This window comes from Corynebacterium curieae (assembly GCF_027570035.1).
Classification (GTDB): Bacteria; Actinomycetota; Actinomycetes; order Mycobacteriales; family Mycobacteriaceae; genus Corynebacterium; species Corynebacterium curieae.
The window spans coordinates 181,499-202,721 of the sequence record NZ_JAKMUU010000004.1 but is presented as its reverse complement, the minus strand read 5'-3'; the positions used below and the strand labels follow the sequence as shown (position 1 = coordinate 202,721).

Genomic DNA, 21,223 nt, shown 5'->3' with positions numbered 1-21,223 from the left:
ATTATTTCTCTGATCTGTATAGAAGAAAGAAGGTGTGTGGAATTCGGCCCGGTCCGCCTCCCACTAGGCGCGGATCGAGCGCGCAAAGATGGAATTACACGTTGTGGCGCACCGCGCCCGATACGGTAAGTTGGAAGCCAGCTTTTGAAAGTTACACATTGCTAGCCGCTATAGAGGAGCTCTTCGCACCATGGATGAAGCCGTGTCATTTCGCGTTGCCAAAGATGACCTTGCCAACGCAGTAGCGTGGGTTGCTCGCAGCCTGCCTTCCAAGGTCACCCAGCCCGTGCTGCGCGCGATGCTGATCACCGCGGATGACAATGGTCTTGAGTTCACCGGCTTCGACTACGAGGTCTCCACTCGCGTGCGGATTGCCGGCATGGTGGATGAACCGGGACAAATTGCTGTTGCCGGCAAGCTCCTCTCTGACATTGTGGCGTCCCTGCCTAATAAGGAAGTGGAGATCTCCCAGGTAGATTCCAAGGCACTAGTAACGTGTGGTTCCTCGCGCTTTGAGCTGCCGCTGATCCCGCTGGATGATTACCCCCAGCTTCCGGTTCTGCCTGAGGTTACCGGCACGATTCAGCCACAGCTTTTCGTCGAAGCTATTCACCAGGTTGCTGCCGCAGCCGGCAAAGATGACACCCTGCCCATGCTCACCGGTGTGCATATGGATATTCATGGCAAGGACATCGAAATGACGGCAACCGACCGTTTCCGCCTGGCCATGCGCACCTTGGAGTGGGAGCCGAAGTCGCCGGATGTAGAAGCGAAACTCTTGGTGCCTGCGAAGACCCTCCAGGAAACCGGTCGTTCCTTGGATCCGCATTTGAACATTCCAGTGGAGATCGCCGTAGGCACCGATGACAATATTGGAGCCGATGGCCTCTTTGGCCTGCACGCCGATAATCGCGAAACCACCACGCGCATGTTGGATGCGGACTTCCCCAATGTGCAGCCGTTGCTGCCGAAGACCCACACCAATATTGCTTCCATTGAGGTAGCACCACTGCAGGAAGCAATCCGCCGCGTCTCGTTGCTGACGGACCGCAATGCGCAGATTCGCATGGAATTCGCCGATGGCCAAGTAACCTTGTCCGCCGGTGCGGATGCCGGTAATGCGACCGAGACCCTACCGTGCGCATTCCATGGTCGCGATGAATTCCTCATCGCCTTCAATCCGGGCTACCTCAAGGATGGTTTGGGCGTCATCAACACCGACCGCGTGGTCTTCGGCTTTACCGAGCCTTCTCGCCCTGCAATCATGATCCCAGAACCGGAAGAACTGCCTGAGGCCGATGAAGATGGCAACTTCCCCACGCCGGAGACCAACTTCACCTACCTGCTGATGCCGGTTCGCTTGCCGGGCTAATGTACGTCAGGGATCTCGATGTTCGGGATTTTCGCTCGTGGCCCGAACTTAATGTGCAGCTAGGGCCGGGGATCACCCTTTTTGTTGGGCGCAATGGCTTTGGCAAGACCAATATTGTTGAGGCCATTGGCTACACCGCGCATCTTTCTTCCCACCGCGTTTCCCATGATGCGCCGCTGGTGCGCCAGGGAGCGGACAGTGCGCGGGTGTCCATTACCGCGGTGAACCAGGGCCGCGAGCTCACCACCCATTTGCTTATCAAGCCCCACGCGGCTAATCAGGCGCAGATTAATCGCACCCGCCTGCGCAGCCCCCGTGAGCTGCTGGGAGTGGTGAAGACCGTGCTCTTTTCCCCGGAGGATTTAGCATTGGTGCGCGGGGAACCGGCTGGGCGCCGTGCCTATCTCGATAGCATTATTGCCTCGCGAACTCCGCGGTTGGCGGGCGTGAAGTCCGACTATGACAAGGTGCTCAAGCAGCGCAATGCTTTGCTGAAATCGGCCTCCGGTAACCTGCGCCGGGGCTATTCCGATAGCGACGGCGCCGCTGCGCTGGCCACCTTGGATACTTGGGATGCGCAGCTTGCCCGCCTCGGCGCACAAGTAATCACCGCGCGCCTTTCGCTTGTCGACGCCCTCTTGGACCACATCCCCGCTGCCTATTCCGGCCTGGCACCAGAATCGCGGCCGGCGCACGTGGAGTATAAGTCCACCATCGATACCTCCGATCGCGAGGTACTCGAAGCGGTTATGCTCACCGAGCTGGCCAGCGCCCGGCAACGCGAGATAGAACGTGGCATTTCTTTGGTGGGCCCGCATCGCGATGATCTGATTCTCAACTTGGGAGATCAACCGGCCAAGGGCTTTGCCAGCCATGGCGAGACGTGGTCCTATGCCATTGCACTGCGCCTAGCCGAGTTTAATCTCCTGCGACAAGAAGGAGGATCAGATCCGGTACTGATTTTGGACGATGTTTTTGCCGAGCTCGATGCAAAGCGCCGCAAGCAGCTTGTCCACCTAGCAGCTGAGGCCGAGCAGGTGCTCATTACCGCAGCTGTGGATGAGGATCTGCCGGGAAACTTAGAGCCCATCGTGCGCTACCGAGTAAGCGTGGAAGATACGGATTCGGGCCGCATCTCTAAGCTCAGCGCCGAGGATGCTGCCAAGGATGTTGCCGAGGAAGGTGAGGGGGATGAGTGAGGATCAAGGGGGCGTCGGCAAGCAGCGCATCGATCCTGTCACTCAGTACTTTAAGCTGGTGCGGTCCACCTCCAAGAATCCGCCGAAGCTGACCCGCCCAGTCCCCAAGATGCCGGTGCCCTCGCTAGGGAATGCACAAAAGCAGGGGTATATGGGCTATCAACGGGGCCTACCCACTGGCCCTGATGGCAGGAAAAAGCGGCGACCGTTGGCGGTGCTGAGCCTGGGATCCCAAATAAACCGCGAAGTTGTCAATCGTGGCTGGGAACATGACCTAGCCAATGGCTGGGTGATGGGCAATTGGGAGAACTTGGTGGGTGAGCGCATCGCCGCGCATACTCAACCCCAGCGGATTAAGGACAAGATTGTTTATGTCTCCTGCGATAACTCCACCTGGGCTACGGAGCTGCGCTATTTGCAGCGGCAAATCCTGCGAAAAATCTCTAACCGCCTAGGTCCGGATGTCATTGTTGAACTGCGCATTCATGGGCCTAAGCAGCGGCGAAATTACGAGGGACGACAGTGGGTTAAACCGCAAGGATCTCAAGATACCTATGGCTAATAGGCTGAGGTTGGATCCGACCTTGAAAACTTAAATAACTTCAGAGCGCGCCAGATTCCCGTCTCTCACGGGTGTGGGGTGTCTTTCAGTAGGGGGTATCCGTGTAGAATAGTTAAGGTCTTAGAATTAGCTATAGCCAAAAGGAGAGCACGAATCCGTGGCTGAAGAACACGCATATGATGCCGGGTCAATTACGATCTTGGAGGGCCTCGAGGCCGTCCGTAAGCGCCCCGGCATGTACATTGGTTCAACCGGTTCGCGCGGCCTGCACCACCTCATTTGGGAGATCGTAGATAACTCCGTCGATGAGGCTATGGCCGGCTACGCCGATAAGGTTACCGTCAAACTGCTGGAAGATGGCGGCGTCGAGGTCATCGATAATGGCCGCGGCATCCCGGTAGAAATGCACGCTTCTGGCGCGCCCACCGTCCAGGTGGTCATGACCCAGCTGCACGCCGGCGGTAAGTTCGACTCCGACTCCTACGCCGTATCCGGCGGCCTGCACGGCGTCGGCATTTCCGTGGTGAACGCGCTTTCTACCCGCGTAGAAGCGGAGATTAAGCGCGACGGTAAGCACTGGTATCAAAACTTCCAGAATGCCATCCCGGATGATCTTGTTGAGGGAGGCAACGCCCGTGGCACGGGTACCAAGATCCGCTTCTGGGCGGATCCGGAAGTATTCGAAACTACCGAGTACGATTACGACACCATTTCGCGCCGCCTGCAGGAAATGGCCTTTCTGAATAAGGGCTTGACCATTGAGCTCATTGATGAGCGCGTCACCGAAGAGCAGATTGAGCTGGAAGAAATCGCCGATGCGGAATCCGGCGAAACCAGTGCGGATGAAACCTCTTTCGATGATGCTCCAGACGCCGGCGATACCTTCAATGAAGAATCCGGCGAGGCAAAGGAAGCTGCGGCAGAAAAGAAACGCCGCAAGAAGGTTACCTTCCACTATCCAGAGGGCTTGACCGATTACGTCAAGTTCCTTAATAAGTCCAAGACCTCGATCCACCCCAGCATCGTCTCTTTCGAGGCCAAGGGTGAAGATCATGAGGTAGAAGTGGCGTTGCAGTGGAATCAGGGCTATAAGCAGTCTGTTCACACCTTTGCCAATACCATCAACACCCACGAGGGTGGCACGCATGAAGAGGGCTTCCGCGCGGCCCTAACCTCCCTGATGAATCGCTATGCCAAGGAGCATAAGCTCATCAAAGAAAAGGACGGTAACCTCTCCGGCGATGACTGCCGCGAGGGCTTGGCCGCCGTCATTTCCGTCAAGGTGGGCGATCCGCAGTTCGAGGGCCAGACCAAGACCAAGCTGGGCAATTCCGAGATTAAGGGCTTTGTCCAGCGCGCGGTTAACGAGCACGTCAACGACTGGTTCGATGCCAACCCGGCAGAGGCTAAGGCCATTATCAATAAGGCCGTTTCCTCCGCGCATGCTCGTATGGCTGCCCGCAAGGCCCGCGAGATGGTGCGCCGCAAATCCGCCACCGACCTCGGCGGCCTGCCCGGCAAGCTCGCGGATTGCCGCTCGAAGGATCCGAAGATTTCCGAGCTCTACATCGTGGAGGGTGACTCCGCAGGTGGCTCCGCTAAGGGCGGCCGCGATTCCATGTTCCAGGCCATCTTGCCGCTGCGCGGCAAGATCTTGAACGTGGAGAAGGCCCGCATGGATAAGGTCCTCAAGAATGCCGAGGTCCAGGCAATCATTACCGCACTGGGCACCGGTATCCACGAGGAATTCGATATCAAGAAGCTGCGCTACGACAAGATCGTGCTCATGGCTGATGCCGACGTTGACGGCCAGCACATCGCCACGCTGCTATTGACCCTGCTTTTCCGCTTCATGCCGCAGTTGGTTGAGGATGGCCACGTGTTCCTGGCTAACCCGCCGCTGTACAAGCTCAAGTGGTCCAAGGGTGCTCCGGGCTATGCTTTTTCCGACGCCGAGCGCGATAAGCTGCTCGCCGAGGGATTGGAGCAAAACCGCAAGATCAACAAGGATGACGGCATCCAGCGCTACAAGGGCTTGGGCGAGATGAACGCCGCCGAGCTGTGGGAGACCACGCTTGACCCGAGCACCCGCATCCTGCGCCGCGTGGACTTGGAAGACGCGCAGCGCGCCGACGAGCTCTTCTCCATCCTCATGGGTGATGATGTCTCGGCCCGCCGCTCCTTCATTACCCGCCGCGCCAAGGACGTTCGCTTCTTGGATATCTAAATCGCAGCACAAAGCCCACCGCGGAATTTCCACGGTGGGCTTTAATTGTGCGGCGTCGTGAAGCGCAGAGCCTAGGCTTGGGAGCTGCGCTGGTCCGCTATGGCGAATCCTAAGGATGCAAGACACATGGCCAGGATGACGCCAAAGCCGGCGATGATGGAAAGCGGCCAGTCCGCACTGGTGCCGTGCAAGGTGGCAAAGACAATAGCCGTGATAACAGCAAGCCCAACGGCAGTGCCAATGCGCTGGCCGGTCTGGAGCACAGCGCCGGAAGAGCCGGCATAGGCTTGAGGAACGTGCGCCAAAGTAAGCGTTTGATTGGGGGAAATTACCGAGCCTTGGCCGCCGCCAACAAAGGAGAGCGAAAGAACCAGCCACCATTCACTGGCTCCCCATTGCTCGGTGGCCCAGATAAGCGCAATTGTGGCTACTAGACCGAAGATGGTCACCAGCATGCCAAGTACCACGACCTTGCGCCCATAAACGGAAACGGATCGGCCGGCCAGAGTAGCGGAAATGGAGCTCAATAAAGCGGCGGGGATACCTACGGATCCTGCAGCGAGGGCGGAGTGGCCGAGACCGCTTTGGAAGTAAAGCGCGACGAGTACCCAAATGCTGGTAATGCCCATAAACCACAAGGTGGCGATGATGGTGCCATTGCGAAAGCTTGGGGTGGAAAAGATATTAAGGTCCACCATCGGCGGATGACCAGTGGATTTGTGGTGGCGCTCCCACTGTACCCACGCCACAAGCAGAACGGCCCCTAGCAGTAGAAGCCACCATACGGCCGGTGATCCAGAGGATTCCATAAAGGGGAAGAGGATGGCCCACACGGCGGTACCAAGGATCAGCGCGCCGATGGGATCAAGAGTAGCCAAAGCCTTGAAAACACCCAGCTTATTTCCTGCTTCATCGCGCACCCGGGAAAACAATGGCCGTGGAAACCACATCAGTCCCAAAAGGATGGCGACTAGGCCGACGGGAAAATTGACCAGCATGGTCAATCGCCAACCTAGATCCGGTCCGCCGAGGCGAATGAGCAGGCCGCCGAGCACCGGCCCGATGGCTACGGCGATCCCCACCGTCGAGCCAAAATATCCAAAGGCGCGGGCCCGTTCGGCACCGCGGAAGTACTGCTGGATCATGCCCACGCCTTGTGGGTTGAGTAGGCCGGCACCTACGCCTTGGATAAAGCGGGCGGCATTGAGTGCTTCAGCGTTTGGGGCGAAGCCGGCGACCGCAGCACTGATGGAATAAATAGCGATGCCCGCTAAAAAGATTCCGCCGCGGCCGACGAGATCTCCGGCACGACCGGCCGCAACGAGGATAACGCCGAAGGTGAGCGCATAGCCGGAGAGTACCCATTGCACATCCGAATTAGAGGCTCCGAGGCCAGATTGAATAGACGGCAGGGCCACGTTGACGATGGATACGCTCAGCAGCGACATAAAGAGTGCCGTGAGCAAAACGATAAGCACCCGCCAGCGGGCAGGATCTTGGCCGGCGGGGTACTCGGTTTGGTTAGCTTCGGAAGTAGTCACTTCCACACTTATACCTGGCGTTTGGAACGCGATTCAACCGCAAGGAAGCTACATATGCTTTTGCAGTACGCGGCCGAAATCTGGGACCGCAGGGGTGAGGAATTTTGAGGCCTTGCCGCGCAGAGAGTTATAAGGCTTGGACAGCGCGGGGGAATTGATTTGCTCAGCGTGCTTATCGGCTACCGACATGATGGCATCGCTCACCTCGGCACTGCGCGGCTCCAAGAAGGAACCGAAATCCTGCTCGGGGTTGCTAGCAAAGTCTTGCCAGTGCGGGTCCAGGGCATCGAGTACATCTGGTAGCACGTGGTTCAGTGCCTTGGTGATGATGGCAGCATCAACCTTTTTTGCGGCCGCGACGGCACCCTTAAGCGCCATACCGGTAATGCCCGATTGCTTGGCGACGACCCCCTCAACCAACTCGCCACAATCGTTTACTACCGCAGTGCGCTGCGGACCCGACATAAGTTCAGAAAGATGTGCCATGCTGCACCACCTTACGCGAGTTAGGCGGGCTGTCCCGGCAAGCCGGGAAGGTTGGCTTGAATCGCGGCGATCTGATCGGCGATCTGGCTCAAGCCGGCATCGCGCGCGGCTTTCTCCAGATCCACGTTAGGGGAATAAAGAGCCACGGCACCGGCCAGCGCGGTGACGCCAGCAGCCGCTGCGGTGATGATTAAAGTGAGGTCCAGCTGGGAAGAGCCAGTGGAGGAGCCACCAGGCTGGCCTTGTTCAAAGTCCGGATTTATGTTGTCTTTCCAGGAATCGGCGTCCGCTGCGGTGGCGGTAGGAGCAGTGACGGCGGTGGTGGCTAGGGCTACGGCCGTGAGGCTTGAGGCGGCGATCTTCTTGAAGCGGGACATGGTGGTGGTTCCTTCCTAGGGTCACTATCCCCAATAACTTAGGCAACTTCCTTAACACTAAGGTAGACGCGCGCGCTGAACTTTGCGAACTCTGCGTTATGCCCGCTTAGCGCCGGAACGCGAGCTAAGACCTCCGCCATGGAACGGGCGGCATCGCGGTGGCTGTCGTGGATGGCTATTCCTTCTAACTTGGCGGTGCTGGCGGCCGCGGCGGCCGCAAGAGCGGCGAAGTTGGTGATGCGAACGTTAAAGCGTGCGCAAAACTCCTGCGCCAAGAGGTAGAGCTGCTCAGTGCTCATGACTACCTAAGGCTGCGCGGGCCGAGCCCGGCGGATTTCCGCCTCTAGCTCAGCGCGGCTGGGGAGGAGGGCGCGGGCGGTGGATTGCACGTGGGCGTCGGCAAGCGTGCGGGCTGCCGCTGAAACAATGGCGCGAACCACTGCTTCGTGTTTGGAGGTGCCCTGCGCGGAAGCCAGCAGCGTGAGTGCGTGATCCTGCTCGTCTGTGAGCCGCAATGTCATTGCCATACCTCAGTGATACCACGGTGGTACCACCAGTGCGGCAATTCGGGCCCTGAAAGGCGCTAGAGGGTAGAATTTAGCGATATGAGTGACAATAACGACGATCTTTTTGATCGCATATTTCCCATTGACATTAATGAGGAGATGGAGTCGAGTTATATCGACTATGCCATGTCCGTCATCGTTGGCCGCGCCCTGCCGGAGGTGCGCGATGGTCTGAAGCCGGTGCACCGTCGCATCCTCTACGCGATGTTCGATTCCGGTTATCGCCCGGAGCGCGGCTATGTGAAGTCCGCCCGCCCGGTCTCGGACACCATGGGTCAATTCCACCCGCACGGTGACTCCGCGATTTATGACACCTTGGTGCGTTTGGCCCAGTCCTGGAACATGCGCTACCCACTGGTGGATGGCCAAGGTAACTTCGGTTCCCGCGGCAATGATGGCCCGGCAGCAATGCGTTATACGGAGTGTAAGCTCACCCCGTTGGCCATGGAGATGGTGCGCGATATCCGCGAAAACACCGTAGATTTCTCGCCCAATTACGATGGCAAGACCAGCGAGCCAGACGTTTTGCCGTCCCGTGTTCCGAACCTGCTCATGAACGGTTCTGGCGGTATTGCCGTGGGCATGGCCACCAATATCCCGCCGCATAACCTCAACGAGCTGGCCGAGGCCATCTACTGGATCCTGGATAACCCGGATGCAGACGAAGACACTGCGCTGGAAGCCTGCATGGAACGCGTCAAGGGCCCGGATTTCCCCACCGCCGGTCTTATCGTGGGCGATCAGGGCATCAAGGATGCCTACACCACCGGCCGTGGTTCTATCCGCATGCGCGGTGTGACCTCCATCGAGGAGTCTGGATCTCGCCAGACCATCGTGATCACCGAGCTGCCATTCCAGGTCAACCCGGATAACCTCATCTCCAATATCGCGGAGTCCGTGGCCAACGGCAAGATTGCGGGCATCTCCAAGATTGAGGATGAGTCCTCCGACCGCGTTGGCATGCGCATCGTAGTCACCTTGAAGCGCGATGCCGTGGCCCGCGTGGTGCTCAATAACCTCTACAAGCACTCCCAGCTGCAGACGTCCTTTGGCGCGAATATGCTCTCCATTGTTGACGGCGTGCCGCGCACCCTCCGCTTGGATCAAATGCTGCGCTACTACGTGGAGCACCAGATTGAGGTCATTGTTCGCCGTACCCAGTACCGCCTGAATGAGGCCGAAAAGCGCGCCCACATCTTGCGCGGTTTGGTAAAGGCCCTGGACATGCTGGATGAGGTTATCGCCCTCATCCGCCGTTCGCCCACCGTGGACGAGGCACGCGAAGGCCTGAAGGAGCTTCTCGACGTCGACGATATCCAGGCCGATGCCATCCTCGCCATGCAGCTGCGCAAGCTGGCTGCACTGGAGCGCCAGAAGATCATCGACGAGTTGGCCGAGATCGAGCGCGAAATCGCCGACCTGAAGGATATCCTCGCTCGCGAGGAGCGCCAGCGCCAGATTGTGCACGATGAGCTGGCAGAGATCGTCGATAAGTATGGCGATGAACGCCGCACCGAAATCATCCCGGCAACCGGCGATGTCACCGATGAGGATCTCATTGCCCGCGAGAACGTCGTGGTCACCATTACCTCTACTGGTTACGCCAAGCGCACCAAGGTGGACTCCTATAAGGCGCAAAAGCGCGGTGGCAAGGGCGTGCGTGGCGCCGAGCTGAAGCAGGACGATATTGTGAAGAACTTCTTCGTCTGTTCCACGCATGACTGGATTTTGTTCTTTACCAACTTCGGCCGCGTCTACCGCCTCAAGGCTTACGAGTTGCCAGAGGGCGGTCGCGCTGCTCGCGGCCAGCATGTGGCTAACCTGCTGGAATTCCAACCAGAAGAAAAGATCGCTCAGGTCATCCAGATCCAGTCTTATGAGGATGCTCCTTACCTGGTTCTCGCCACCCAGCAGGGCCGTGTGAAGAAGTCCCGCCTGACCGATTACGAGTCCGCGCGTTCCGCTGGCCTTATCGCCATCAACCTCAACGAGGGCGATGCGCTCATTGGTGCACAGCTCGTCTCCGAGGGCGATGACATCTTGCTTACCTCCGAGCAGGGCCAGGCTATCCGCTTTACTGCCGACGACGACCAGCTGCGCCCCATGGGCCGCGCCACCGCCGGTGTGAAGGGCATGCGCTTCCGCGGTGATGACCAGCTGCTGTCCATGTCCGTGGTCCACGATGGCGAGTTCCTCTTGGTAGCCACCTCTGGCGGCTACGGCAAGCGCACTGCCATCGAGGAATACACCCCGCAGGGTCGCGGCGGCTTGGGCGTTATGACCTTTAAGTACACCCCGAAGCGTGGCAAGCTCATTGGCGCTATTTCTGTGGACGAGGATGACGAGATCTTCGCTATCACCTCCGCCGGTGGCGTCATCCGCACCGAGGTCGAGCAGATTCGTCCATCCTCCCGTGCAACCATGGGCGTGGGCTTGGTGAACTTGGCTGACGACGTCGAGCTGCTTGCCATCGACCGGAACGTGGAAGAAGATGGTGAGGAAGACGCTCAGGCTGTGGCCAAGGGTGAAAAGACCGTGGATGAGGTCCAGCAGGAGCACAAGACTGGCGATGCTTCCAAGGATGAGGAGTAATTAATGGCACGACGAGACGTAACGATTACGCGAATCTCGCCTACCTCGGCCTTCCGTGTTGGTCTGGCTTTGTCACTCGTCGGACTCATCGCCTGGATGCTGGCCGTATGCCTGCTCTACATCGGCCTGAACCAGGTGGGCATTTGGGAATCGCTCAATAGCCTCGTCGGCGGCGTGGGCGGCGGATTCGAGGTCACCTTCGGTGTCGTCATTTCCGCCTCTGCACTCATCGGCGTTATTTTCGCCGTTCTCCTTACGTTGCTGGCACCACTGATGGCGGTCATCTATAACGCCATTGTGGATGTCTTTGGCGGCCTACGAGTCGACCTAGATAACCGCTAGCACCTCTCTCATTCTGGAAGATGCCGGCACCTTCGGGTGCCGGTATTTTCTTTTCCTCGTGCTAATCTTCCTCTTCTATTTCGAAGCCTGAATTTCCGTTTGAACAGGCGATTTGTGTTAGTGCAGGGATCGTATGTAGAGTTAATTCTCGTTCCGCACAAGGGCCTATAGCTCAGTCGGTTAGAGCGCATCGCTGATAACGATGAGGTCGCTGGTTCGATTCCAGCTAGGCCCACCACGGAACAATGGGGCATTAGCTCAATTGGTAGAGCATCTGCTTTGCAAGCAGAAGGTCAGGAGTTCGATTCTCCTATGCTCCACAGCATGAAGTCCGGCTTCTCTTTTAAGGGGGCCGGACATTTTTCATTTCCACGCTCGCACCCAAGCGCTCTGTGAAGTGCGACAATAGTGGGGAATTGGCTGGGATCACAACTTTCGTCCATCTAAACCTCGGTTTTCGTCGATGGTTGTGCCGGTTTATATGGACGAAAGTAGTGAAAACTACGCCAGCTCGGTATCGAGGAAGGGAGCCGACGATGGGCGGCAGTGGCATCTACGCAGTTGCCCGCCAACGCGCCGGAGAGATGCTCGGTTCGCAGGCGCAACATCCTTTCGGGCCCGACTGGGAAGTATTCAAGGTACGCGGCAAGATTTTCTTGTTATTAACCGCGGTGACGGGCCAGGAACAAATGATTGTTAAGACCGATCCGGAAGATGGTCAGGCTCTACGGCAGCAATACCCGTTCATTGCGCCGGGGTATCACATGAATAAGAAGCGCTGGGTTTCTGTCTATCCACACCCAGAGTTGCACCAACAGCTGATAGAAGAGTTGGTGACGGATTCCTACCGTTTGGTGGTGGAAAAGCTGCCGAGAGCGCAGAGGCCTATTGATCCGACATCTTTGGGATAAGGGCAGTGGCGAGTCACTTAAGAATTAAAGCCATGTTGTTAGAATAAATATCATGACCGAGCGCGATGATTACTGGCTGAATGATGAAGAACTGGCATCATTTATGTCCCTAATGAGCGTAAATATTCGCTTGACCAATATTTTGGATGCTCAGCTGCGCGATGATGCAGGTCTGAGCTTTTTTGAGTACACGGTGCTCTCCCGGCTATCTGAGGCGGAAAATCGTGAAATGCGTATGCGTGACCTAGCGATTACTGCCAATGGGTCATTATCGCGCTTGAGCCAGGTCGTTACACGCTTGGAAAAACAGGGATGGGTTGTGCGCCGGCCGTGTCCGACCGATGGCCGTACCACTATGGCGCAGTTGACGGATAGCGGTTGGGACAAGGTGGTAGAGACGGCACCTGGGCACGCTAAGCAGGCGCGGAAGTCCGTAATGGACAAGTTAACCCGCACGCAGATTCGCCAGATGTTGCAGATTAATCAGCGGATCATTAAGGCCATCGAGAATGATGAGCGCTACGGTGGGCGCTATTAGGCAGCGAACACTGTCGGTCTATTTTTTAGGATAGCCGCGGCGGCCCGAAACGGTTTTATCGAAGGGTATCCAAAACCGTAGGGCCGCTTCTTGGTTTTTTGAGATTCCAATGCGTGGGCCGCGTACCCATTCTGGTTCGGAAGACCGCTCGGCAAGTTGTATCGGTTGGTGGTTGTCTTCCAGCGCGAAACCGAGGGCTTTGCCGAGGTTTCCCGGTCCGCGGGCGAGGTTATGGAAATCGCTGGTGCGGCGACGGCCGAAAGCGATATCAGCGCCTTCGATAATCTCGCCGCCCCGCAGCAGGCAGCCCTGACCAGTGCCTTCAGGGGCGCAGACGATATTGACGTTGCGGTGGATGCCGTAAGAAATATAAACATAGAACCTACCCGGCGGGCCGAACATGGCCGCGTTGCGCGGGGTTTTGCCGTTAAATGTGTGTGCCGCGGAATCCTCGGCACCGAGGTAGGCCTCTACCTCGGTAAGTCGGATGCTAACCCCGGCATGGGTGAGGGTGCAGCCGAGGAGTTGGGGAGCGACGGCGTCGGCAGTCAGGGCAAAATCAATCATTAGCCACGAGCATAGTAGCGCTTACCTGGCACAGGGGTGCGCAGGAGGCGATCCAAGCTCACGGGTTCGAGGCCCTTGGCGCGTAGGCCGTCGATAACGCAATCGGCGGCATCAACGGTGGTGGGGTGGATATCGTGCATCAAGACGATGGAACCAGCGTGGGCGCCCTGCACGGCGGCGGAGCAGACGTGGTCAGAGTTGCGATCCTTCCAATCCACGGTGTCGACGTCCCAGAGCGCCTGGGAGACGCCCTTATCGCGGGTTGCCTGATCCACGGTGGCATTGGTGGCGCCGTAGGGCGGGCGTACCCAGCGCGTGCCCTGGCCGGTGGCCTTGCTGATGGCGGCATTTCCGGCATCGATTTCTTGGGATACCTGCTCATAGGACAGGGTATTGAGCTGGCGGTGGCTCTTGGTGTGGTTGCCGATGGTATGGCCCTCGGCCTTCATGCGCTTAAGCAGCTCGGGGTGCTGATCAGCATTGGGGGCGAGCACCATGAAGCTTGCGTGCGCGTTCTTGGCCTTGAACTTGTCCAGCAGGCGGTTGGTCTCGGAGCCGGGGCCGTCATCGTAGGTGATAGCTACACAGTTGGCACAGTCGACGCCTCCATCGTTGCGCGGTTCTGGCTTTTTCTCCGGAGCTGGGGCAGGCACTTTCTGTTTAGGGGCCCTTTGGGGGAAGGCCTTGGAGGAAAAGTCTTCAACTTGTGCGCGCGCGTCTGCGATGCGGTGGTTGATTTCGCCTTGAATATCCGAGCTGGAGGATGCTGGCAGCTGTGGGACTTGGGGTAATTGGGCATTGGCGGCGGCTGGCACGGCAGTGGCGACGAGCACGGTGAGAGCGGAGGTGAGGATGCGGCGCATATTCTTCCTAAAGATAAGGGAAAGTGGACAAGACGTGTCCATGACACTATCGCTTGCGTGTTACGAAAGTGATAGGACATGCCTAAAGAGGCTAAAGTGATTTGAGTGGTTAGGATGTGGTGCGGTTTGTAGTTACTTCGGCTGCAGTAGTAAAGTACTTAGGCACTGGGGCATTAGCTCAATTGGTAGAGCATCTGCTTTGCAAGCAGAAGGTCAGGAGTTCGATTCTCCTATGCTCCACAGCATGAAGTCCGGCTTCCTCTCCGGAGGAGCCGGACCTTTTTCGATGCAATGGGTGGGTAGACATCGATTTCGCGACTCTTGTCCATCTAAAGCCTGCTTTTCGTCGACGGTTTTGCTGGTTTAGATGGACAAAAGTCCTGATCCGCGGAAGGCTGGCCAGATGGTACAAGGTCACGAGGAGAAACTTTCAGTACAGTAAATGGGGAATCATTACTGTCCCGCGATACCACCAGGAGACTGACCATGACCGCCACCGCTCGCTACAGCGATCCATTCACCTCCGCCGATAAGGAAGTCGAAGCGCCAGAGAGTGCGGAATTTGTGGTGGTGCGCAAGCGCGGCGAGGCCGCAGTGGATGGTGAGGTAATGAGCTTTCACGGCACCCGCGAAGAGGCGCGCGAGGCGGTTATGGCGGGACTGACCGAAGAGTTTAAGACGGCCGTGGACAACGAGCCCATTTATGTTACTCACGCCCGCCTGCGTTCGCTTTAAAAGCGCTTGACCATCACAAAGTGACCCGCGTGGCTGCCTACGTGCTCGAAACCAAGGTGTTCGTACAGGCTTTTGGCGCGAGGATTATCGGGGTGGACGGCTAGAGAGATGCCAGGGGCGCGAAGGGTGTGGGCGAGGGAAATGGCGGCGTCGATAAGCACGGTGCCAATGCCTTGGCCCTTATAGCGAGCCTCGACGGCGATAGCGAGTTCCGGAATGGCGGGTTCGACAAAGCCAAAGCCGTGATTGTCCTCCGTGCCCCAATTGAGCCACACGCCGCCGGCCGGGACGAACTCCTCCCATGCGATGAAGCCGCCCTGATTGGGCTCCCAATTTTCCACGTAGAAGGCAAAATCATCGGCAAAATCGGGGGAAAGCTCGCCGTGCTCGTCGCCGAAAATATCGGTGAGGAAGTTGAGTCGGGCGAGATAGGTGCGGTCAGATTCTTGGGTTGCGCGAATTTCCATGGAATCCACGATAGACGGCGCAAATTTTTAGGGGGTGTTTTTTAAAGACACATGCTTTTTGCTGCTGAAAAATAACGCTTGTACAGACGTGATAGAAGTCTGGTGCGGTCAGAGTAAAGAGCGATATTCCCAGAAGCTAACCTCGCTGAAACGTCCTCTTAGTCATGATAATTAGTTTAAAGTAACTATTGATGTCTGCCTAAAAGGGCTGTTATTCCAAGAAGCATTCATGAGCATAAAGGAGTAAGACTTGCCGCACCGAACGATTGATTTCGAGTTTCCAGGAAAGAAGTGCACATCACTGCGTATTCGTTCTTTGGAAAAGGCCTTAGGCAAGAAGCTCCCAGAGGAATACCGAGAACTAATTAAGAGGTCAGGGGCAGGAATTCTTTCCCTCAAAAACTCCTTTTTAACATTCCCGTACGACGGTGATGATTCCTATGAGCTATCTGTGGAGCAGATCCTAGGCAATGGGCAAACCCGTGAGGGAGATCCGAATGATCTCGTTGACTATGGCCGCTTTCTAGCCGATGAGTACGAAATTCCAGATGAGGTTTTGCTGTTTGGGATTTCCGAATCTGGAATGCACGAATACCTCGCAATCAACTATGGACTTGAAGAATATCCTCATTTGAGTGTTCTTTACTGCGATGATGAAGCTGAAGGTCCTGAAGGAATAGTTAAAATCGCTGATTCCTTTGCTGATTTTCTCAACCTTCTTGGTCCGCATCCTGACTATGTGGATGAAGACGAAGAAGAAACGCAGGAAGATAAGAACTATGTCCACAAAAGAAGCGCCCAGGGGCCACTTGTCGACAAACTACAACGAGCAATCCAGCTAACGCCAACACCAGGTCTGGAGAGCCATATTCGCAGGGCCGCTGAAAAGACAACGTTGAAAGTTAGAAAGATTTCTCCAGAACTGTTCACTTTCCTCGATTTAGTGTACTGGGCCCTTCAACACGATGCCCCATTACAAGGAATTGAAGACGTAGCCGGCAATAAGCCAGATTCTCTAGACGAACTGCTGACCCACTCATTCCTTATCGAGGAGCATAAAGCGGGATTCCTCTGCAGTGTCGCGCCCTACGAAATCTGGTGGAACACACGCGTGGATGAAGGATCTTTGGTGCAAAAAGGCGACGGCTTCTATCTCAACCAAGATGTTGTAGACAAAGCGCTAGAAGAGTCTTTGTAGGCAGCGCAATCACGGGCGGGAACCCGATTATCTGAAAGAAGCATGCGAAAATCCCCTCCGCACAGATCGGTGACCTGCGGGAAGGGATACCGCTATTGCTTAGGCTAGGTGATAATTGCGGACGTCATGACCATTAAACTCGCGCTCGATGCCGGCCTCGTCCACGGAGCGGAAAGTGGTTCCGTTGTCGATGGCATAGCGCAGGTTGTCCACGCGAGAGGAAGGGTCTTTAGACACCGCACCCGCCGGGAAGTAATACGTTGCGCCGTCTTTGAGCTTGACGGTAAGAGACTCAAAGCTCATTGTTCATCTCCTTGTAGAAAGATCCCTAATGTGGGAATTCAATCAAGAGATTTTTGTTTAGGCAAAGCAATGAGATCTAGACAACGCTACACATACCCCCACGGCGGGGTGGTAAGCGTATTTATTCGTCGGTCTGCAGGCGGTGCTTGCCCTCGTTTTGGTGGTCATCGGTAATGCGGGTGGTATCGGTCGGCTGAGCTGCTTCTTCCTCGCGGTGCTTGGCCAGCTGCTCGTCGATAGAACCGAGGAGCTCTTCATCGCGTACAGCGCCTTCCTCGACGAGGTCGGACTTGGCATCATTCTCGCTGGTGGAAGTGTAGACCAAGGTGGACTCCGGAGCGGTGTGGGATCCGGACTGGAAGTCATCCACGCGCGGCGGGGTCTGAGAAGGCTTGTCGTTGGAGCGCAGCCAGTAATAGGCGGCACCGGCTGCAGCGGAAAGCAGGGCGATGATGCCGGCGAAGATCCAGCCCTTAGAGGACTTCTTATTCTTCTTCTGCTTCTTGGCTACCTTGGAGGATTTCTTCTTGAGGTTCTTCTGTGCCTTCTGAGAATCCTTCTTTGCCTGCTTGCGGGCCTTCTTTGCCTTCTTGGTTGCCTCTTCCTTGGCGTCGTTAAGGCGCTCGGTAGCGTCCTCGCGGTAATCGTTGAATTCCTCTAGGGCGCGCTCGAGGCGGGAGTGCGCGGCGCGGGTGACGGCGCCTGCCTGGCGGCGGGATTCAGCGAAGTTGCTGTTATCGCGCTCGTCCATTTTCTGCGCAGCTTCTTCTAGGGCGGTATAGGCCTCGCGCGACTTTTCATCGCGGTAGTTATGGAACTGGCTCCACAGGTTTGATGCGGTCTTGAAGGCCACGTTCAGCGTGGTGGGGTTCATGGGGGCGGAACACTCCTTAACTCAGATTTATCAATTCGTTTTCACCCAGCATAGTGACGTGCTGGGTGGTGTACCACCGTGAGCGCGGTGGCGTGCTGGGGGAAAGGGTTAGAAATAGACCGCTTGGTTCAGAACCTGGGATTATTATTCAGCTGATTTTTCGCCAACCTCGCAGTTTGCGGGCTTGCAATGGTATTACCATTGAACAATCGCTATCGCACAAACTGAACAGCTTGGTACGTTTTTTCTCAACGCACCAACGACGACCAGCAAAGGAGGTGACCATGAGTCCGCGACTTTCGGCTTCCGCGCCCTTGGATTATGAAAGCGAAGAGGAAACAGATGTGCCCGAGCGCCTTGCCCTTTCCTTCGAGGTAATCCCACCGCGCCACGACGCCGATGCCGCCAAGATCGACCGCCTGCTAGAGGTCTTAGAAAGCTACCATCCTGATTACATCGCGGTGACTAGCTCCCAACGCTCCGGCTGGCTAGAGGGGACCGCGGCCTTCATTGAGAAGATCTCGCAGAACACCTCCATGCGCCCGCTGGCACACCTAGCCTGCACGGCTGGCTCGCGCGAAGAGCTCATCGAGTGGATCAATCGCTTGGTGGACGCCGGCGTGCGCGGTCTACTTGCCTTGCGCGGCGATCTCCCAGAAGGGGGCATGCCAGAACACTACCTGCAGCATGCCGATGAGCTGGTTCGCCTCATCCGCGAGCTAGAAAGCCACCAAGCGGCACGCTTTGCCGCCGGCCGGCTAGCGGTGAGCGTTGCCTGCTACCCCAGCGGCCACGCAGAATCGAAAAATGAAGACGAGGACTTCGACGTGCTGCTCAATAAACAGCGTCTCGGGGCGGACTTCGCCATCACCCAGCTCTTCTTTGACGCCGAGGATTTCCTCCGCTTCGCCCAAAGGGCGAAATTGGCCGGGGTAAAAATCCCCCTCATTCCCGGGATTATGCCCATGACCAGCCTGCGCCGGTTGGAGCGAATGGGGCAGCTGTCCGGGCTGACCGTACCCGAAAGGGTGCGCACTCAGCTCGCGGCAGCGACAACCCCAGAAGAGGAATACGAAATCGGCATGGAGCTTACCGCCCAATTGGCTCGCACCATTGTGGCCGGTGGCGCGGAAGGCCTCCATATCTATACCCACAACAATCCGGACATTACACAAGATCTGTTATCTCGAATCGGAGTAGACAATGACGAACACTAACTTCCCCAAGGCGACGATTGAGGGCTACCCCCGCGTCGGCGCTAACCGTGAGCTAAAGCGCGCGCTGGAATCCTACTGGGCCGGCCGCATCGACGCCGAGACCTTTGAGTCCGCTGCTCATTCCCTCCGCTTGGATACCTATAATCGCCTGCGCGATCTTGGTCTCACTGAGGACTACGCCATTCCTGCCGACGTCGCCTACTACGACCAGGTACTCGAAACCGCACTGACCGTCGGCGCCGTCGCCGGCGAAACCCTGGATGACGAGTTCACCCTGGCCCGCGGCAATAAGGACACTGCGCCGCTGGAGATGACCAAGTGGTTTGATACCAACTACCACTACATCGTCCCGGAAATCGCCGATAACCAGGACTTCAAGGCGCACCCACAGCGCGTTATCAAGCTGGTAGAAGAGGCCCGCGCCGCCGGCCACACCGTGCGTCCGTACCTCGTCGGCCCAGTGACCCTGCTGGCTTTGTCCAAGCAAGCAGAGGGCGCTACCAAGTCTCCGCTCGACCGCTTGGAGGACGCCGTTAAGGCCTACCAGGAGGTACTTGCCGAGCTAGATAAGTCCGGTGTGCAGTGGGTACAGCTTGCCGAGCCCGCCCTGGTGGCGGACCTGACCATTGCCAACGATGAGGAGCTGGCCGCCTACACCAAGCGCGCTTATGAGGCCATCCTGGGTGCAGACAACCGCCCGCAGGTGTACCTCACCACCCCGTACGGTTCTGCGCGTAAGGGCCTCGAGGTCTTGGCGGAGCTCAAGCCAGAAGCCGTCCAGGTGGATCTTTCCGTGGGCACCCTGGCACTGGATGAGGGTTACCTCGAGCGCGTGAAGAACCTGAATTCCCACCTGGTTGCTGGGCTTATCGACGGCCGCAATGTCTGGGCCGCTAACCTGCGCGATCTGCGCTCCAAGTACGAGGACCTAGAGGGCAGCCTTGACTCCCTCTCCGTGTCTACCTCCGTATCCCTGCAGCACGTGCCGCACACCGTGGAGGCAGAAACCAAGCTGCCGGCCGACGTCGCCACCTGGTTCTCCTTCGCTAATGAGAAGGTCAAGGAAGTCGTCGCCCTGTCTCAGGGCCCGCTGGAGGCACCGGAAGCGTATAGCATTAGCGACCGCGCGGTGCGCACCCGTGCCGAATCTGAGCGCATCCACAATTCGGCGGTGAAGGCGCGCATTGAGAAGCTGCCGGCCGGCGAGGTCAAGCGCGAGCCTGCCTTTGCCGAGCGCAACGAGGCACAGAAGGAACTAGGCCTGCCGCAGTTGCCGACTACCACCATTGGCTCCTTCCCCCAGACCAAGGAGATCCGCCAGGCGCGTGCGGCGCACCGCAAGGGCGAGCTTTCCGACGCCGACTACAACGCCGCCCTCAAGGACGAGGTCAAGTCCGTCATCGAGCTGCAGGAGCGCCTTGGCCTCGACGTCCTCGTCCACGGCGAGCCAGAGCGAAATGACATGGTCCAGTATTTTGCTGAGCTGCTCGATGGCTTCGTAACCACCGAAAACGGCTGGGTCCAGTCCTACGGTTCCCGTTGCACCCGTCCGCCAATAGTCGTCGGTGACATCTCCCGCCCGGCTGCGATGACCACCGAGTGGTCTAAGTACGCGCAGTCGCTTTCGGAGCACCACGTCAAGGGTATGCTCACCGGCCCGGTGACCATCCTGGCATGGTCCTTCGTGCGCGATGATGTGCACCAGTCCGTCTCCGCGGACCAGCTGGGCGTCGCTTTGGCGGATGAGGTGCATGACCTGGAAGAGGCCGGAATCGACATCATTCAGATCGACGAGCCCGCCCTGCGCGAGCTGTTGCCGCTGCGCGAGGAAGATCGCAAGGCTTACCTGGACTGGGCTGTGCGCTCCTTCCGTCTCGTAGCGCTCGAGGCCAAGCCGACCACTCAGATCCACACTCACCTGTGCTACTCCGAATTCGGTCAGATCATCGATGCCGTTGCCGGCCTGGATGCCGATGTCACCTCCATTGAGGCTGCCCGCTCCCGCATGGAGCTACTGGAGGATATTGACGAGACCTTCCACTCCGAGATCGGCCCAGGCATCTACGATATCCACTCTCCACGTGTGCCCTCCGTAGCGGAGATGGCCGAGCTCATCCGCGCCGCTCTCAAGCATGTTCCGGTCGAGCGTCTGTGGGTCAACCCAGACTGCGGCCTTAAGACCCGCGGCTACGAGGAGACCGAAGCCTCCCTGCGCAATATGGTGCTGGCTCGCGATGAGGTACGCGACTCCCTCTAAACCCTCTAACTGCACCGCAATCCCGGCTG

22 protein-coding genes and 3 tRNA genes are annotated in these 21,223 nt (G+C 57.6%); 15 read left to right on the top strand and 10 right to left on the bottom strand.

What is annotated here, in order from left to right; genetic code table 11:
• Window positions 1-190: 190 nt before the first annotated feature.
• From dnaN to gyrB, 4 genes are all read left to right on the top strand, one after another.
• A complete protein-coding gene (dnaN, locus tag L8V01_RS08550) occupies window positions 191-1,372 on the top strand; it encodes a DNA polymerase III subunit beta (protein WP_269946655.1) in 1,182 nt (393 codons plus the stop codon).
• A complete protein-coding gene (recF, locus tag L8V01_RS08545) occupies window positions 1,372-2,571 on the top strand; it encodes a DNA replication/repair protein RecF (protein ID WP_269946654.1) in 1,200 nt (399 codons plus the stop codon). The genes dnaN and recF overlap by 1 nt, the downstream gene beginning before the upstream one ends.
• The gene (locus L8V01_RS08540; RefSeq protein ID WP_269946653.1) at window positions 2,564-3,133 is read left to right on the top strand and encodes a DciA family protein; all 570 of its coding nucleotides are present in this window, start codon (window positions 2,564-2,566) and stop codon (window positions 3,131-3,133) included. Before recF ends, L8V01_RS08540 begins: the two co-directional genes overlap by 8 nt.
• Window positions 3,134-3,290: 157 nt before the next feature.
• Window positions 3,291-5,360: a DNA topoisomerase (ATP-hydrolyzing) subunit B gene (gene gyrB, locus L8V01_RS08535; protein WP_269946652.1), complete on the top strand. Its 2,070-nt coding sequence runs from the start codon at window positions 3,291-3,293 to the stop codon at window positions 5,358-5,360.
• Window positions 5,361-5,431: 71 nt separating this feature from the next.
• Here gyrB and L8V01_RS08530 read toward each other — a convergent pair whose 3' ends face one another.
• The 5 genes from L8V01_RS08530 to L8V01_RS08510 are packed head-to-tail and all read right to left on the bottom strand — an operon-like array spanning window position 5,432 to window position 8,291.
• Complete coding sequence (locus L8V01_RS08530; RefSeq protein WP_269946651.1) at window positions 5,432-6,907, bottom strand: MFS transporter; 1,476 nt, start codon at window positions 6,905-6,907, stop codon at window positions 5,432-5,434.
• 42 nt (window positions 6,908-6,949) lie between these two features.
• Window positions 6,950-7,387, bottom strand: coding sequence for a DUF6918 family protein (locus L8V01_RS08525; RefSeq protein ID WP_269946650.1), 438 nt, complete (start codon window positions 7,385-7,387; stop codon window positions 6,950-6,952).
• Window positions 7,388-7,407: 20 nt separating this feature from the next.
• Entirely contained in the window at window positions 7,408-7,764 is a 357-nt protein-coding gene (locus tag L8V01_RS08520) for a hypothetical protein (RefSeq protein WP_269946649.1), read from the bottom strand.
• A gap of 38 nt (window positions 7,765-7,802) precedes the next feature.
• Window positions 7,803-8,063 carry a cell filamentation protein Fic gene (locus L8V01_RS08515; RefSeq protein WP_269946648.1) on the bottom strand — a complete coding sequence of 87 codons (261 nt, stop codon included), beginning with the start codon at window positions 8,061-8,063 and terminating at the stop codon, window positions 7,803-7,805.
• A 6-nt stretch (window positions 8,064-8,069) separates the two neighbouring features.
• Complete coding sequence (locus tag L8V01_RS08510; RefSeq protein WP_269946647.1) at window positions 8,070-8,291, bottom strand: CopG family transcriptional regulator; 222 nt, start codon at window positions 8,289-8,291, stop codon at window positions 8,070-8,072.
• A 78-nt stretch (window positions 8,292-8,369) separates the two neighbouring features.
• On the opposite strand from L8V01_RS08510, the gene gyrA reads away from it, so the two are divergent.
• From gyrA to L8V01_RS08480, 6 genes are all read left to right on the top strand, one after another.
• Window positions 8,370-10,922 (top strand): DNA gyrase subunit A, encoded by a 2,553-nt coding sequence (gene gyrA, locus L8V01_RS08505; RefSeq protein WP_269946646.1) that lies wholly within the window; start codon window positions 8,370-8,372, stop codon window positions 10,920-10,922.
• 3 nt (window positions 10,923-10,925) lie between these two features.
• Complete coding sequence (locus L8V01_RS08500; protein WP_034667939.1) at window positions 10,926-11,264, top strand: DUF3566 domain-containing protein; 339 nt, start codon at window positions 10,926-10,928, stop codon at window positions 11,262-11,264.
• A gap of 161 nt (window positions 11,265-11,425) precedes the next feature.
• Window positions 11,426-11,502 (top strand) — tRNA-Ile (locus L8V01_RS08495).
• A 9-nt stretch (window positions 11,503-11,511) separates the two neighbouring features.
• A tRNA-Ala gene (locus L8V01_RS08490) sits at window positions 11,512-11,584 on the top strand.
• 174 nt (window positions 11,585-11,758) lie between these two features.
• Complete coding sequence (locus L8V01_RS08485) at window positions 11,759-12,175, top strand: MmcQ/YjbR family DNA-binding protein (RefSeq protein ID WP_269946645.1); 417 nt, start codon at window positions 11,759-11,761, stop codon at window positions 12,173-12,175.
• A 52-nt stretch (window positions 12,176-12,227) separates the two neighbouring features.
• Entirely contained in the window at window positions 12,228-12,713 is a 486-nt protein-coding gene (locus L8V01_RS08480; protein WP_269946644.1) for a MarR family winged helix-turn-helix transcriptional regulator, read from the top strand.
• A gap of 18 nt (window positions 12,714-12,731) precedes the next feature.
• On the opposite strand, the gene L8V01_RS08475 is transcribed toward L8V01_RS08480, so the two are convergent.
• Together L8V01_RS08475 and L8V01_RS08470 are read right to left on the bottom strand one after the other, a co-directional pair.
• Window positions 12,732-13,280, bottom strand: coding sequence for a DNA-3-methyladenine glycosylase (locus L8V01_RS08475; protein WP_269946643.1), 549 nt, complete (start codon window positions 13,278-13,280; stop codon window positions 12,732-12,734).
• The gene (locus tag L8V01_RS08470) at window positions 13,280-14,143 is read right to left on the bottom strand and encodes a polysaccharide deacetylase family protein (protein WP_269946642.1); all 864 of its coding nucleotides are present in this window, start codon (window positions 14,141-14,143) and stop codon (window positions 13,280-13,282) included. The genes L8V01_RS08475 and L8V01_RS08470 overlap by 1 nt, the downstream gene beginning before the upstream one ends.
• A 167-nt stretch (window positions 14,144-14,310) precedes the next feature.
• Here L8V01_RS08470 and L8V01_RS08465 point away from each other — a divergent pair.
• Together L8V01_RS08465 and L8V01_RS08460 are read left to right on the top strand one after the other, a co-directional pair.
• Window positions 14,311-14,383: transfer RNA gene (locus L8V01_RS08465), tRNA-Ala, on the top strand.
• A 246-nt stretch (window positions 14,384-14,629) separates the two neighbouring features.
• Complete coding sequence (locus L8V01_RS08460) at window positions 14,630-14,878, top strand: hypothetical protein (protein ID WP_269946641.1); 249 nt, start codon at window positions 14,630-14,632, stop codon at window positions 14,876-14,878.
• On the opposite strand, the gene L8V01_RS08455 is transcribed toward L8V01_RS08460, so the two are convergent.
• Complete coding sequence (locus L8V01_RS08455; protein WP_269946640.1) at window positions 14,875-15,345, bottom strand: GNAT family N-acetyltransferase; 471 nt, start codon at window positions 15,343-15,345, stop codon at window positions 14,875-14,877. The genes L8V01_RS08460 and L8V01_RS08455 overlap by 4 nt on opposite strands.
• 250 nt (window positions 15,346-15,595) lie before the next feature.
• On the opposite strand from L8V01_RS08455, the gene L8V01_RS08450 reads away from it, so the two are divergent.
• A complete protein-coding gene (locus tag L8V01_RS08450; RefSeq protein WP_269946639.1) occupies window positions 15,596-16,543 on the top strand; it encodes an SMI1/KNR4 family protein in 948 nt (315 codons plus the stop codon).
• A gap of 99 nt (window positions 16,544-16,642) precedes the next feature.
• On the opposite strand, the gene L8V01_RS08445 is transcribed toward L8V01_RS08450, so the two are convergent.
• Window positions 16,643-16,846: a hypothetical protein gene (locus tag L8V01_RS08445; protein WP_259887647.1), complete on the bottom strand. Its 204-nt coding sequence runs from the start codon at window positions 16,844-16,846 to the stop codon at window positions 16,643-16,645.
• Window positions 16,847-16,967: 121 nt separating this feature from the next.
• A complete protein-coding gene (locus L8V01_RS08440) occupies window positions 16,968-17,720 on the bottom strand; it encodes a hypothetical protein (RefSeq protein WP_269946638.1) in 753 nt (250 codons plus the stop codon).
• A gap of 284 nt (window positions 17,721-18,004) precedes the next feature.
• Here L8V01_RS08440 and L8V01_RS08435 point away from each other — a divergent pair, with 284 nt between their 5' ends.
• A complete protein-coding gene (locus tag L8V01_RS08435; RefSeq protein ID WP_269946637.1) occupies window positions 18,005-18,937 on the top strand; it encodes a methylenetetrahydrofolate reductase in 933 nt (310 codons plus the stop codon).
• A complete protein-coding gene (gene metE, locus L8V01_RS08430; protein ID WP_269946636.1) occupies window positions 18,924-21,194 on the top strand; it encodes a 5-methyltetrahydropteroyltriglutamate--homocysteine S-methyltransferase in 2,271 nt (756 codons plus the stop codon). Before L8V01_RS08435 ends, metE begins: the two co-directional genes overlap by 14 nt.
• The last annotated feature ends 29 nt before the right edge of the window (window positions 21,195-21,223 follow it).